Below are 13,282 nucleotides of genomic sequence, written 5' to 3'. Positions count from 1 at the left end.
GGTGTCAACTCGACACGCTTTTCGTCGAGTTGACACCCCTCCTCACGTGTGGCTCGCTCTGCCCCGGTTCGGGACGGGACCACCCCACCCGAACCGCACCACCCACGCAACGCAACGCCGCCCAACGCAACAGGCGTGCCATCAACCCACGAACGGCGCTGGCCGGTCTTTGATCAGCTGGCGGGGTCCGGGGCGGAGCCCCGAGCAGGAAACGGGACGGGCACGCAACAACGCGCCCACGACGCGAGCCAGCCGACGCGAGCCAGCCGACGCGAGCCAAACCGACGTAAGCCCCACGTAACCACCACCACGGGAACACCACCCCCAGCAAAATGGTTGGATCCACACGTGAGGCACTTCGACCTGGTCATCATCGGTACCGGCTCCGGCAACAGCATCCCGAACGACGCCATGGCGGGCTGGCAGATCGCCATCCTCGAAAAGGGCACCTTCGGAGGCACCTGCCTGAACGTGGGCTGCATCCCCACCAAGATGTTCGTCCACACCGCGGACCAGGCCGCAGCCCCGGCCAACGCGAAGAAGCTGGGCGTGGACGCGCACACCGACGCGGTCCACTGGCCCGAGATCCGCGACCGCATCTTCAACCGCATCGACCCGATCGCCGCGGGCGGGCGCAACTGGCGGGCCAACGAGAACCCGAACGTCACGGTCTACGAGGGCACCGCGAGGTTCCTGGACGCCAGGACCATCGACACGGGCACCGGCGAGACCATCACCGCGGACCGGATCGTGGTCGCGGCGGGCAGCCGCCCGTCCATCCCCGACATCGCGGACCTGGACACGACCGGCTACCACACCAGCGACACGATCATGCGCCTCGACGAGCTGCCGAAGAGCCTCGTCATCGTCGGCAGCGGTTTCATCGCGGCGGAGTTCGCGCACGTCTTCAGCAGCTTCGGCGTCGAGGTCACCGTGATCGCGCGCTCGAACCTGCTGCTGCGCCACGAGGACCTGGAGATCGCGGAGCGCTTCACCGAGCTCGCCCGGCAGAAGTGGGACGTCCGGCTGCAGCGCAAGACCACCCGCGCCGAGAAGACCGCGACCGGCGTCCGGCTGCACCTGGAGGGTCCCCACGGCGAGGAAACCGTTGAGGCGGAACAGCTCCTGATCGCCACGGGCCGCCGGCCCAACTCCGACCTCCTCGACGCGGCCCAGGCCGGCCTCGAGCTGCACGACGACGGCCGCGTGAAGGTCGACGAGTTCCAGCGGACCAGCCAGCCGCACGTCCTGGCCCTCGGCGACATCAGCTCCGAGCACCAGCTCAAGCACGTCGCGAACCACGAGGCCAAGGTCGTGCAGCACAACCTGCTGAACCCGGACAGCCCGAAGAAGTCCGACCACCGGTTCGTGCCGGCGGCCGTGTTCTCCAGCCCGCAGATCGCGAGCGTCGGCCTGACCGAGGAACAGGCCAAGGAGCAGGGGATCCGGTACGTCACCGCCAGCCAGGCCTACGCGTCGATCGCGTACGGCTGGGCCATGGAGGACACGACCGGGTTCGCCAAGCTGCTCGCCGACCCGGCCACCGGTCAGCTGATCGGCGCGCACATCATCGGCCCGCAGGCGTCGACGGTGATCCAGCCGCTGATCCAGGCGATGAGCTTCGGCCTCGACGCGAGGACGATGGCGCAGGGCCAGTACTGGATCCACCCGGCCATGCCGGAGCTCGTGGAGAACGCGCTGCTGAACCTCCCGCTGGACTGAAGGCCCCGAACGACAGGGTCTTCCGCCGCTGCCGCCGTGCCGCGAAACGCAGCACGATGCAGCGATGACTGACAGAGTCCTCGTCGCCTACACCTCCAGAACCGCCGCCACGAACGAGATCGCGGAGACCATCGGCACCGAGCTCGCCGGCTGCGGGCTGAGGGTCTCCGTGCTCCCGGTCGCCGCCGCCGAGACGCTGCTCGACTTCGGCGCGGTGATCCTCGGCGACGCCGCCGCGCGAGACGCGCACCGCTTCGTGCGGCGGCACAAGGCTTCCCTGCGGTGCACGCCGCTGTGGTTGTTCCACCGCGGCACGCCTCCCGTTCCCCACGACGTCACGCGCATGGTCCGCAGGCTCGGGGCCATCGGGCCCGTCAGCTTCGGCGGCGCGGCACCGGACCGGGACCGGGCGGGGGCGTGGGCGCGCTACCTCGCCGACCAGCTCGCGGTGCTGCACCGCGGGTTCGTCCCCGACCGGGCCGGGAACATCACGCCTGCTTGATCCGCACGGTGTTGCCGGCCGGGTCGCGGAACACGCAGTTCCGTTCACCCCACGGCTGCGCGGCCGGTTCCTGCACGACGTCCGCACCACCCGCCTGCAGCTTCTCGAACACGCCGTCGAGATCGGGCGTGGCCAGGTTGATGAAGGCGTAGGACCCGTTCTCGACCATCTCGGCGATCGCGGTGCGCTGCGCGTCCGTGAGTCCTTCCGCCAGGGCAGGGGGTTCCAGCACGACCGCGGAACCCGAACCGACCGGGGCGACGGTGATCCACCTCATCGTTCCCCGGCCGACGTCGCCGCGGACCTCCCAGCCGAGCAGGTCGCGGTAGAAGGCCAGCGAGGCCTCGGGGTCGGTGTGCGGGAGGAACGTCGCGTCGATGGTGATGTCCATGCCGGCAACGCTAGGACCGGCGCCAACGCGGCGCTTCTCGATTCCTGACCAGCTCGCGGCGGCCGGGCCTACACGTAGCGCGGACGCCCGGCGATCATCCCGAGCCCGGTCAGCGCCGCGAGCAGGACCAGCTGCAGCGCCAGCGACACCGTCCACGAGCCCGTGGACTCGCGCAGCACGCCGAACGCGAACGGGCCGGACGCGGCGATCAGGTAGCCGAGGCTCTGCGCCATCGCCGACAGCCGCGCAGTGTCCGAAGTGGACTTCGTGCGCAGCGACATGATCAGCAGCGCGAGCGGGAACATGCCCATGCCGAACCCGATCAGCACCACCCACAGCCCCGGTGCGGCGGCCGGCGCCACCATCATCCCGAACATGCCCGCGAACGACAGCGCGCCCAGGACCAGCACCACGAGGGACTGACCGGCGAACCGCGCGGCGATCGGCGGCACCAGCAGGCTCACCGGCACGCCCAGCAGCATCGAGACGGCGACCAGCATGCCCGCGGTGTTGCGGTCCAGGCCACCGTCGACGAGCATCGCGGGCAGCCAGCCCATGACGGTGTAGGCGAACAGCGACTGCAGGCCGAAGAACGCCGTGATCACCCACGCCAGCGGGCTGCGCAGCAACGAGCGCTGCTCGGCGGGTGCGGCCGAGCGGACCACCGAGGCCGCGGAACCGTGCCGTGCGCCGGCGAGCCACACGATGACCGCACCGGCCGACAGCAGCGCCCACGCGCCGACGGCGAGCCGCCACGAGCCGAAGTGGTCCTCCAGCCGCGGCGTCAGCGCGACGGCCAGGGCGGCGCCCGCGGACAGCGTTCCCGTGTAGACGCCCGTGATCAGCCCGACCTTGGTGGGGAACGACGCCTTCACCACCACCGGGATCAGCACGTTGGACACGGCGATGCCGGCGCACGCGATGAAGGTGCCGCCCAGCACGACCCACGGACCGTCGACCACGCGCAGCACCAGGCCGAGCGTGAGCACCCCCAGCGACAGGCCGATCGCGCGGGCCATGCCGAGGCGGCGGCCGAGCCACGGCGCCGCGAACGCCGCGAAGCCGAAGCAGAGCGCCGGAACGGCGGTGAGCGCGCTGGTCCAAGCGGCCGAAACTCCCAGGGCGGCGCGGACGTCGCCGAGCACCGACGCCAGACTGGTCACCGCAGGGCGGAGATTCGCGGCAGCGAGGGCGACCCCGATCGCGAGCAGCGTGGACCCGACAAGCGGAACGTGACGATTCTCGACGACCGTCACCCTGCGACCTCGATCGGTGGCAGTCTGTGCGGCAAAGGTCGTCTGCTGGGTCGTCGTCACGCGCACCACTATCGCAGACATGGGATGTTCGGATGAGAGGATGAGGTTGTGCCGTTGGCCACTACCCGGCGAGCAGGCCTCGTCGACCAGGTGATCGACCAGATGAGAGGGGCGATCACCAGCGGCGAATGGCCCGTCGGGCAGCGCATTCCGCCGGAACCCGAGCTGGTCACCGCGCTCGGGGTCGGCCGGAACACGGTTCGCGAGGCCGTGCGCGCGCTCTCGCACGCCGGCCTGCTGGAGGTGCGGCAGGGCGACGGCACGTTCGTCCGCGCCACCAGTGAGATCTCCGGCGCGGTCCGCCGCATGTGCGGGACCGAGCTGAAGGAGGTCCTCCAGGTCCGCCGCACCCTCGAGGTGGAGGGCGCGCGCCTGGCCGCCAAGCACCGCACCGAGGCCGAGCTCGCGCGGCTGACCGAGCTGCTGCACCTGCGCGACGCGGCGATGGAGGCCGAGCAGTGGGCCGAGGTCGTCGAGCACGACACCGCGTTCCACGTGCTGCTCGTGCAGTGCTCGCACAACGCGCTCCTAGCGGAGCTCTACCGCGGCTTGACCGAGGCGGTCAAAGCTTCGGTGGCGGCCTCTGTCGACACGAGCCAGCCCGGGACCGACCAGGTGTCGCACACCGGACTGCTGCACGCGGTCCGCGACGGCGACCAGGAGAAGGCGGCGATCGAGGCGGGTGGGTTCTTCGAGGAGCTGATCGAGAAGTTCTGCTGAACCGCGGACACCGCAGTCCGCACGAGCTCACAGCGTGGGGGCCATGGACATCACGCCGTTCCGCATCGAGATCCCGCAGGCCGACGTGGACGACCTCAGGTCACGTCTGGCCGCCACGCGCTGGCCGGAGGACGACCTGCCGGGCGTCGGCTGGACGTACGGCATCCCGCTGAGCTACCTGCGCCCGCTCGCCGAGCACTGGGGCGGCGGGTTCGACTGGCGCGCCCAGGAAGCCCGTCTCAACTCGCACCCGCAGTTCACCACCGAGATCAGCAACCAGCGCATCCACTTCCTGCACGTGCGGTCGGAGAACCCGGACGCCGTGCCGCTGCTGATGGTCCACGGCTGGCCGGGCTCGGTCGTCGAGTTCCTGGACGTGGTCGAGCCGCTCTCCAGGGATTTCCACCTCGTCATCCCCTCGATCCCCGGCTTCGGCTTCTCCGGGCCCGTGGCGAAGCCCGGCTGGAACGTCCTGCGGATCTCGTGGGCGTTCGCGAAGCTCATGGAGGGCCTGGGCTACGACCGCTACGGCACGCAGGGCGGCGACTGGGGCTCCGGCATCGCGCAGGAGATCGGCCGCGTGTTCCCCGAGCAGGTCATCGGCGTGCACGTGAACATGCTCCAGACGTTCCGGCCGTCCGGCGTCAACGACCTCTCGCCGGAGGAGATGCGCGCGCTGGAGTCGCTCGACCTGTACCAGAAGGAGCTGTCCGGCTACATGCACCTGCAGCGCAGCCGGCCGCGCACGCTGTCCTACGCGCTGACGGACTCACCGGTCGGGCAGCTCGCGTGGATCGCCGAGAGGTTCCACGACTGGACCGACAACGACGGCGTGCCCGAGGACGCCGTGGACCGCGACCAGATGCTGGCCAACGTGTCCGTCTACTGGTTCACCCGGACCGCGGGCTCGGCGGCCGCGCTCTACAAGGAGCAGGCCGCGACCTGGGGCAGGCAGCAGCCGACCACGGTGCCGACCGGCGTCGCGGTCTTCCCGCACGACCTCAGCCTGCCGGTGCGCTCGCTCGCGGAGAAGATGATCCCGACGATCGTGCACTGGACGGAGTTCGACCGCGGTGGGCACTTCGCCGCGATGGAGGAGCCGGACCTCTTGGTCCAAGACATCAGGAAGTTCTTCGGATCGCTGTGACCACGACACTCTCCACCCGCACCCTCAACCGCACCCTCCTGGCGCGCCAGCTGCTCCTGCAGCGGTCGGACATGCCGATCGTGCAGGCCGTCGAGCACCTCGGCGGCCTGCAGGCGCAGGCACCCGTCCCGCCCTACCTCGCGCTCTGGACCCGGCTCAAGCCGTACGAGGTCGCCGCGCTCAGCAAGCTCATCACCGACCGTTCGCTGGTGCGGATGACGTTGTGGCGCGGCACGCTGCACCTCATCTCGGCCGACGACGTCTACCTGATGCGCACGGCGCTGCAGCCGGAGCTGGACAAGTGGGCGAAGATCGTCATGCCGCCGGCCACGCGCGTCGAGATCGACCTGGAGAAGCTGGCGCGGCTCACCCGCGAGTACATCGACTCCGAACCGCGGACCGTGGCGGAGATCGGCGCGTACCTGGAGGAGCAGTTCCCCGGGGCGAAGGCGCGCGAGCTGTCGACGCAGGCGCAGCTGCTGGTGCCGATGATCCAGGTGCCGCCGCGCGGGATCTGGGGTGTGGGCGGCATCCCGCAGAACGTCGCGATGGCCTCGTGGCTAGGCCGGGAGCTGCCGGAGCGGGCCGCGGTCGGTGAGCTGATCAAGCGGTACCTGCGCGCGTTCGGACCGGCGACGCTCGCGGACATGCAGGCCTGGTCCCGGTTGATCGGACTGAAGGCGCACGCGGCCGACCTCGACCTGGTGGAGTACCGCAACGAGGCCGGCAAGGTCCTGCTCGACGTGCCGGACGGCGTGATCGTGCCCGAGGAGACCGGGGCGCCCGCGCGGTTGCTGCCCGCGTTCGACAACGTGCTGCTGGGGCACGCCGACCGGACGCGGATCATGAGCGACGACGCGCGGTCGCGGTGGGGCGCCGTGCGCAACGGCGTGTTCCCGCCGACGTTCCTCGTCGACGGGTTCCTGCGCGGCACGTGGAACGTCGTGGAGACCAAGGACACCGCGACGCTCACGATCGAGCCGTACTCCAGGACCACCAAGAAGGACATGGCCGGCGTGGTGCGCGAGGCCAAGGCGGTGCTGAAGGTGATGACGCCGAAGAAGGCGCACGTGGTCGTTGCCCCTTAGGGCGCTCTTTCGTGCCCATGCGGGTGTCTGGCGGCCGTGGTCCGGGCCCGACCGCTCGGTCAGGCTCAGGTCATGGCCGCACGCAGGGAAGCCGAGGTCACCAGCGCTCTCGCGGACGGCAAGCGCAAGGCCGTCGCCGCTCCCGGCAGTCCGCACGCCCTGCTCGCCCTGCAGCGCGACGCGGGCAACGCGGCCGTGGGCGCGCTCATGGCGGCCAAGCAGAAGAAGCCCGACGAGGCGCACATCGACGCGGCGCTGACCGAGGTCCGGCGCGGCGAGCCCGACGTCGACACGGTCGAGAAGGGCCTCAGGGCGGCGCAGGCGGCGGGCGTCCCGGTGACGATGGAGGGCCCGAAGCCCCCCGCGTCCGCCCTCGCTGTGACGACGACGGGGTTCGGCCCGAACGCCGTCGCGCCCAAAAAGCCCACGCCCCCCGCGAAGCCGGTGCCCGCGAAGTCGCCGCTGGGCAGGGCGGCTGCGAAGCCCGCGGCCAAAACCGGTGGCACAGCGGCGAAACCGGCCGCGGCGCCTGTCGTTCCCGCCGTCGCCGCGGCAGACCCGGCGTTCGTGCAGGTGGTCGAGAAGGTCAAGGGCGCCGCGGTGGCCAAGAAGGCGCACCCGCCGGCATCGGCGAAGGCCAAGGAGGCGCAGGACGCGGCGCAGGGGCCGAGCGACGACCTCGCCGGGCAGGCGAAGGCGGCCAAGGTCGACGCGATGGACGCGCAGCAGGCCGGGTCGTTCGACAAGCAGGCGTTCATCGCGGCCGTGAAGACCGCGATCGAGGCGAAGGCGCCGAAGTCGTTGCAGGACGCGACCTCTCCGCAGGGCAAGGCCGACGGGGTGGGCGCCGAGGTCAGGGGCGTGGTCTCGCAGGGCACGCAGGGCCAGGCCCGGGACGTCGAACAGGCCACCGACGCCGCGCCGGACGAGTCGAAGGCCGTGCCGAAGCCCGTGACGCCGATGGCGCAGGAGAACCCCGGTGCTGCACCGGCGATCCCGGCCGCGGGCGCCGCGCCGAAGCCCGTGCCCGCGGCGCGGACCGACCTGACCGCGGGCAAGCAGCAGGTCGCGCAGGAGCAGGGCGACGTCACCGACGAGCAGCTGCGCGATTCCAACGAGCCGCAGTTCCAGCAGGCGCTGGACGCCAAGCAGGCCGCCGCCGCGCACGCCGAGACCGCACCCGGCCAGTTCCGCGCGCAGGAGCAGCAGGTCCTCGGCCAGGCGAAGACCGACGCGTCCGCCGAGACCACCGCCGGCGTCGCCGGGATGCAGGGCGCGAAGGGTGCCGCGCTCGCGAAGCTGGTGGCGGCCAAGGGAAGCGCCAAGGGCAAGGACGAGGCCAAGCGCGCCGAGGTCACCACCAGGGTCCAGGGCATCTTCGCCGCCACCGAGGCCGAGGTGAAGACGATCCTCGGCGGCATCGACGCGAAGGTCGAGACGGCGTTCGCGACCGGTGAGGCGCAGGCGAAGCAGGCGTTCGAGGCGTTCGTCGCGGCGAAGGTCGGTGCGTACAGGCAGGACCGCTACAGCGGCTGGCTCGGCGGCTACCGCTGGGCCAAGGACAAGCTGCTCGGCATGCCGGCCAAGGTCGACGAGTTCTACACCGCCGGCCGCGAGCTCTACCTCAGGCAGATGGACGGCGTGATCTCGCGCGTCGCCGACATCGTGGGCGGTGACCTCTCCCGCGCGAAGCAGCGGATCGCGTCGGGCAAGGCCGAGATCGCCGCGTACGTGAAGACGCTCTCCCCCGAGCTGCAGAAGGTCGGCGCCGACGCGTCCGCGGAGATCGGCGACAGGTTCGAGCAGCTCGAGAAGGACGTCGACGACAAGCAGAACGAGGTCGTCGACACCCTCGCCACGAAGTACACCGAGGCCAAGCAGGGCATCGACGAACGCGTCGAGGCGTTGCAGGCGGAGAACAGGGGCCTCGTCGACGCCGCGCTCGACGCCGTCAAGGGCGTGATCGCCACCATCCGCGAGCTCGCCGGGATGCTCCGCGACGTGCTGTCCCGCGCCGCCGGGGTGGTCGGCGACATCATCAAGGCGCCCGTCGAGTTCCTCGGCAACCTGATCGCCGGCGTGAAGGGCGGCATCCTCAAGTTCAAGGACAACATCCTCGACCACCTGCGCAAGGGCCTGACGGGCTGGCTGTTCGGGGCCCTCGCCGAGGCGGGCATCGAGCTGCCGGAGAAGTTCGACGTGCGCGGCATCGTCAAGCTGCTGGCGTCGATCTTCGGCCTGACCTGGTCGAACATCCGCACCCGCCTGGTGAAGCAGATCGGCGAGAAGGCCATGTCCGCCGCCGAGAAGGGCGTCGAGATCTTCCAGGTCCTGACGTCGCAGGGCGTCGCGGGCCTGTGGCAGATGCTGGTGGACAAGCTCGGCGACATCAAGGAGACCATCCTCGCGCAGGTGAAGGACTTCGTCGTCACGAAGATCATCACCGCCGGCATCACCTGGCTGATCGGCCTGCTCAACCCCGCCGCGGCGTTCATCAAGGCCTGCAAGCTCATCTACGACGTCGTGATGTTCTTCGTCAACAACGGCAGCCGGATCATGAAGTTCGTCAACACCGTGATCGACTCGGTGGCGGACATCGTGCGCGGCAACGTGGGCGGCGTCGTCAACAAGATCAACGACGTGCTCGGCCAGATGGTCCCGCTCATCATCGGCTTCCTCGCGAGCGCCATCGGCCTCGGCGGCATCGGTGCGAAGATCCGGTCGATCGTCGAGACCCTGCAGAAGCCGGTGACCAAGGCGCTGGACTGGGTGATCAAGAAGGGCCTGACGCTGGCCGGCCCGCTCATCCGGGGCGTCAAGGGCCTCGGCGCCAAGGCGAAGGCGAAGGTCCTCGGCGGCGACGACAGCCCCGAGGGCAAGCAGAAACGGCTCGAGGCCGGCGTCCGCGGCGGTGTGGCCGTCGCCAACCGGTTCGCCGGCAAGAAGGTCGGCGACCGGGTGCTCAAGCCGCTGCTCGGGGCGATCCGGCTGCGCTACGGCCTCGCGACGCTGGAACCGGTGAAGCAGGGCCGCAACTGGGCGGTCAGCGGCACGGTCAGCCGGATGACCGAGAAGTCGGACGCCCTGGTCGACGAGGACGACCTCGGCAAGCTGCAGATCCGGCGCGACGCCGCCGGTACCGAACGAGAAGGCGCCCACCAGGCCGTCACCGCGCTCGGACCCCGTGGTACGCATCCCGAGCTCGACACGTTGCTCGCCGACACCGACACCGCGTACGCGCGGAAGTCCGGGCGCCTGGACGAGATCGCGCGCACGAAACAGGCCGACCACTCCGAGACGGAGAGCCTCGCCGAGTGGTTCCTCGACGCCGTGGAGACCTACGAGGCGATCCGGGTGAAGGCGCAGTCGCTCGTCGGCGCACCGGCCCCTCACCAGGCCGAGGCGAACACGATCTTCAAGAACGCCGACGACGCGCTCGCCCGCGCGGACAAGGCGCTCGCCGATCCCGCCCTCCAGGCCGGGCTCGTGATCCCCGCGCAGGGCGCGACCGGCCCGCTGCCCACTCCGGTGGAGCGGATCCGCACGGCGCGCGGTGATCTCGCCACGGCGGTCGGCGCGCTGTCGCGCACGGTCGCCGACGCGACGCAGCTCGCCGCCGTCAAGACGCTGGTCCAGAAGATCAGCACCCTGGACAAGACCGTCGGCGACGCGCGCAACGAGATCAAGCCCGACAACCAGGTGAAGACGCTGGCCGACGCGGTCCAGAACGTCTACGACGAGACGACGGGTTACGGCACGGTCGGCGACCGCACCTCCGAGGGGGCCGCGCACCACGAGGTCAGGACGGGCGAGCCGGTCGAGGGCCGGTGGCACGGCGAGAAGTGCCGCGACTACGCGACCAACCTCGACAGCATCATCCGCGACCTCCAGCGGCAGAAGGCGGCCCTGCCCCGCAGCGTCCACGGCAGGATCGACCAGGTGATCGCCCGCGCGACGCAGCGCAGGGACAAGTTGCGAGCGGGATGGGTCGCGTGGGACAACCACCGCAAGGCGAACCCGGGATTCGGACGGTGACCATGAGCGGGAACGACACCAACGCCTGGTTCACGGCCGCGATGGAGTCGGGTGACCCGGAGCAGGTGGCCGACGGGCTGACCAGGCTCCGCGACCTGCTGTCCCCGCTGCAGCCGGTCGCCGCGCCCGGACCGGAGGTGCTCGACGCGTTCCGGGACGGCGCCCCGGCCGACGTGGTCATGGACTACGTCTGGGTGCTCGGGAACTACCGGCCGCTGGCACCGCCGCTGTCGCCGCCCGAGGTGGTCCGCCGGTGGACGGAAGCGGTGCTGCGGCACCCGGACGGCGCCGCCGCCCTCCAGGTCGTGCTGCACCTGCGCCACGACGGACGGCCGGCCGGGGCGGACGTCGGGGACGTGATCTCCTACATCGCCGGCCGGGGCGTGCGGCCGGGAGCCGCGGAGCAGGGCGCGGAGTACCTCGCGCGGTACCTGCTCGACCACTCGCAGACCTACGCCCGCGCCGTCGCGGCGCTGCCGTCGTGGATCGGCGAACCCGTGCTCGGCGGCGTGCTGCGGCGCCTCGAGGCGTACGTGCGACCCGAAGACCGGGCCGGACTCGGGTTCCAGGGCTCGGCCCGCGGGGTCTCGGCCCCGGCTGTCGCGGACGAGACCTAGCGGGACAGGCGCTAGCCCGCCACCTGCCGGATGACCTCCAGGGTCGCCGTGATCGCGGGCCGGCGCGACGCCTGCGTGCGCCACACCGCGTACAGCCGCCGGGTGGGCGTGGGCCGCAGCGGCACCGCCACGACACCCTCCGGCACCTCCCCCCTGCCGAGCCGCGGGATCAGCGCGACCCCGATCCCCTTGGCCAGCAACGCCATCTGCGTGTGGTACTCGCTGATCCGGTACGCCACCACCGGTTCGATGCCCGCGCCGTGGAACGTCCGCTCGAGCCAGTCGAAGCAGATCGAGCCCTCGGTCTGGCAGACCCACCGCTCGGCGGCCAGGTCGACGGGTTCGAGGACCTCCTTGCGCGACAACGGGTTCGTGACCGGGATCAGCACCTCGGCGACGTCGTCGCCGATGAACACCCGCGACAGCGACTCCGGCACCGGCAGGGGCGTGTTCGCCCAGTCGTGCACGATCGCCAGGTCGAGCTCGCCGCGGGCGACGGCCTCGGTGGCGTAGGGCGGGTCGATCTCCGTGAGCCGCACGTCGAGGGCCGGGTGCTGCTCGGCCAGGGCCGCGAGGACGCCGGGCAGCAGGCCGCGGGACGCCGTGGCGAACGCGCCGAGGCACAGCCGGCCGATCGCGGCGCCGCGCTGTTCCTCCAGCGCGACCTCGGCCTCCTCGACGAGCTTGAGCACCTGGCCCGCGGTCTCGGCGAGCAGGCGCGCGGCGTCGGTGAGCCGGACGCCCCGGCCGCTGCGTTCCAGCAGCGTGGTGCGGGTCTCGCGTTCGAGCTTGGTGATCTGCTGCGAGACAGCGGACGGCGTGTAGCCGAGCACGTCGGCCGCGGCGCCGACCGTGCCGTACGTGGCGACGGCGTGCAGCGCCTTCAGCCTTCCCAGATCGAGCATGTAGCAATGCTAAACCCATGTACTTAGCAATCGGAACTGGTGCTAAACAGTCCGTCCGCTCAGGCTGGACGCCATGAGTTCCCGTCACGTCCTGCTCGCCGTGCTCGTCGCCGCCATCTGGGGCGTCAACTTCGTCGTGCTCAAGGTGGGCCTCGACGAGTTCCCGCCGATCCTGTTCTCCGCGCTGCGGTTCCTCGCCGCGGCGGTGCCCGCGATCTTCTTCGTGGGACGGCCGTCGGTCGCGTGGAAGTGGGTCGTCGCGGTCGGGCTGGTGCTGGGCGTCGCGAAGTTCAGCTTCCTGTTCATCGGCCTGAGCGCCGGCATGCCGGCCGGGTTGTCGAGCCTGGTGCTGCAGAGCCAGGTGATCTTCACGGCGGTGTTCGCCGCCGTCGTGCTGCGCGAGCGGCCGAAGCCCGTGCAGGTCGGCGGGATCGCGCTGGCCGTCGCCGGCATCGGGCTCATCGCCTGGGACTACGGGCTGTCGTCGCCGCTGCTCGGGTTCCTGCTGGTGATCGTGGCCGCGGCGTGCTGGGGCGTGTCGAACGTGCTGATGCGCTACGCGCGGCCCGCGGACACGCTGCGGTTCATGGTGTGGGTGAGCGCCGTGGCGGTGCTGCCGCTCTTCGCGCTCTCGGCGCTGACCGAAGACATGTCGGCGCTGGGCCACCTCGACTGGGCCGGGATCGGGGCCATCGGGTACGTCGCCTGGGTCTCGACACTGCTCGGGTTCGGCGTCTGGGGGTTCCTGCTGCGCCGCTACGAGTCGTCGGTCGTGGCGCCGTTCTCACTGCTGGTGCCGGTGTTCGGGATGTTCTCCGCGTGGGCGTTCCTCGGCGAGG

10 protein-coding genes and 1 pseudogene are annotated in these 13,282 nt (G+C 71.0%); 8 read left to right on the top strand and 3 right to left on the bottom strand.

Going from position 1 to position 13,282, the window contains the following annotated elements; translation table 11 throughout:
• Positions 1 to 348 precede the first annotated feature (348 nt).
• Both ACFWGZ_RS16525 and ACFWGZ_RS16520 read left to right on the top strand, forming a co-directional pair.
• The gene (locus ACFWGZ_RS16525; protein WP_382452354.1) at positions 349 to 1,722 is read left to right on the top strand and encodes a mycothione reductase; all 1,374 of its coding nucleotides are present in this window, start codon (positions 349 to 351) and stop codon (positions 1,720 to 1,722) included.
• Between the two features lie 64 nt (positions 1,723 to 1,786).
• Entirely contained in the window at positions 1,787 to 2,224 is a 438-nt protein-coding gene (locus ACFWGZ_RS16520) for a hypothetical protein (RefSeq protein ID WP_382452353.1), read from the top strand.
• On the opposite strand, the gene ACFWGZ_RS16515 is transcribed toward ACFWGZ_RS16520, so the two are convergent.
• Together ACFWGZ_RS16515 and ACFWGZ_RS16510 are read right to left on the bottom strand one after the other, a co-directional pair.
• Positions 2,211 to 2,615 (bottom strand): VOC family protein, encoded by a 405-nt coding sequence (locus ACFWGZ_RS16515; RefSeq protein WP_382452352.1) that lies wholly within the window; start codon positions 2,613 to 2,615, stop codon positions 2,211 to 2,213. The genes ACFWGZ_RS16520 and ACFWGZ_RS16515 overlap by 14 nt on opposite strands.
• Before the next feature lie 68 nt (positions 2,616 to 2,683).
• Positions 2,684 to 3,778 carry an MFS transporter gene (locus ACFWGZ_RS16510; RefSeq protein WP_382452351.1) on the bottom strand — a complete coding sequence of 365 codons (1,095 nt, stop codon included), beginning with the start codon at positions 3,776 to 3,778 and terminating at the stop codon, positions 2,684 to 2,686.
• 201 nt (positions 3,779 to 3,979) lie between these two features.
• On the opposite strand from ACFWGZ_RS16510, the gene ACFWGZ_RS16505 reads away from it, so the two are divergent.
• The 5 genes from ACFWGZ_RS16505 (at position 3,980) to ACFWGZ_RS16485 (ending at position 11,538) form a co-directional block, all read left to right on the top strand.
• Positions 3,980 to 4,651, top strand: a complete 672-nt coding sequence (locus ACFWGZ_RS16505) for a FadR/GntR family transcriptional regulator (RefSeq protein ID WP_382452350.1) — start codon at positions 3,980 to 3,982, stop codon at positions 4,649 to 4,651.
• Between the two features lie 43 nt (positions 4,652 to 4,694).
• Positions 4,695 to 5,798 carry an epoxide hydrolase family protein gene (locus ACFWGZ_RS16500; RefSeq protein WP_382452349.1) on the top strand — a complete coding sequence of 368 codons (1,104 nt, stop codon included), beginning with the start codon at positions 4,695 to 4,697 and terminating at the stop codon, positions 5,796 to 5,798.
• Positions 5,795 to 6,886: a winged helix DNA-binding domain-containing protein gene (locus ACFWGZ_RS16495; RefSeq protein ID WP_382452348.1), complete on the top strand. Its 1,092-nt coding sequence runs from the start codon at positions 5,795 to 5,797 to the stop codon at positions 6,884 to 6,886. The genes ACFWGZ_RS16500 and ACFWGZ_RS16495 overlap by 4 nt, the downstream gene beginning before the upstream one ends.
• A gap of 72 nt (positions 6,887 to 6,958) precedes the next feature.
• On the top strand, positions 6,959 to 10,921 hold the full coding sequence (locus ACFWGZ_RS16490) for a hypothetical protein (protein WP_382452347.1): 3,963 nt from the start codon (positions 6,959 to 6,961) through the stop codon (positions 10,919 to 10,921).
• 2 nt (positions 10,922 to 10,923) lie between these two features.
• Positions 10,924 to 11,538, top strand: coding sequence for a hypothetical protein (locus tag ACFWGZ_RS16485; RefSeq protein ID WP_382452346.1), 615 nt, complete (start codon positions 10,924 to 10,926; stop codon positions 11,536 to 11,538).
• A gap of 11 nt (positions 11,539 to 11,549) precedes the next feature.
• Here the strand turns inward: ACFWGZ_RS16485 and ACFWGZ_RS16480 are convergent, their stop codons facing one another.
• Positions 11,550 to 12,443 (bottom strand): LysR family transcriptional regulator, encoded by an 894-nt coding sequence (locus ACFWGZ_RS16480; RefSeq protein ID WP_382452345.1) that lies wholly within the window; start codon positions 12,441 to 12,443, stop codon positions 11,550 to 11,552.
• A 73-nt stretch (positions 12,444 to 12,516) separates the two neighbouring features.
• Here ACFWGZ_RS16480 and ACFWGZ_RS16475 point away from each other — a divergent pair.
• Positions 12,517 to 13,275, top strand: a pseudogene (locus ACFWGZ_RS16475) (EamA family transporter); the annotation flags it as partial.
• Positions 13,276 to 13,282 lie beyond the last annotated feature (7 nt).

This window comes from Lentzea sp. NPDC060358, from assembly GCF_042725365.1.
Taxonomy (GTDB): Bacteria; Actinomycetota; Actinomycetes; order Mycobacteriales; family Pseudonocardiaceae; genus Lentzea.
The sequence above is the reverse complement of the archived record's forward strand: the minus strand, read 5'-3'. Positions and strand labels throughout refer to the sequence as shown.

Bases quoted from the DNA above. Each gene is read 5' to 3' on its own strand.
- ACFWGZ_RS16520 (WP_382452353.1), top strand. From the start codon at position 1,787: ATGACTGACAGAGTCCTCGTCGCCTACACCTCCAGAACCGCCGCCACG.
- ACFWGZ_RS16515 (WP_382452352.1), bottom strand. From the start codon at position 2,615: ATGGACATCACCATCGACGCGACGTTCCTCCCGCACACCGACCCCGAG.
- ACFWGZ_RS16500 (WP_382452349.1), top strand. From the start codon at position 4,695: ATGGACATCACGCCGTTCCGCATCGAGATCCCGCAGGCCGACGTGGAC.
- ACFWGZ_RS16490 (WP_382452347.1), top strand. From the start codon at position 6,959: ATGGCCGCACGCAGGGAAGCCGAGGTCACCAGCGCTCTCGCGGACGGC.
- ACFWGZ_RS16485 (WP_382452346.1), top strand. From the start codon at position 10,924: ATGAGCGGGAACGACACCAACGCCTGGTTCACGGCCGCGATGGAGTCG.
- ACFWGZ_RS16480 (WP_382452345.1), bottom strand. From the start codon at position 12,443: ATGCTCGATCTGGGAAGGCTGAAGGCGCTGCACGCCGTCGCCACGTAC.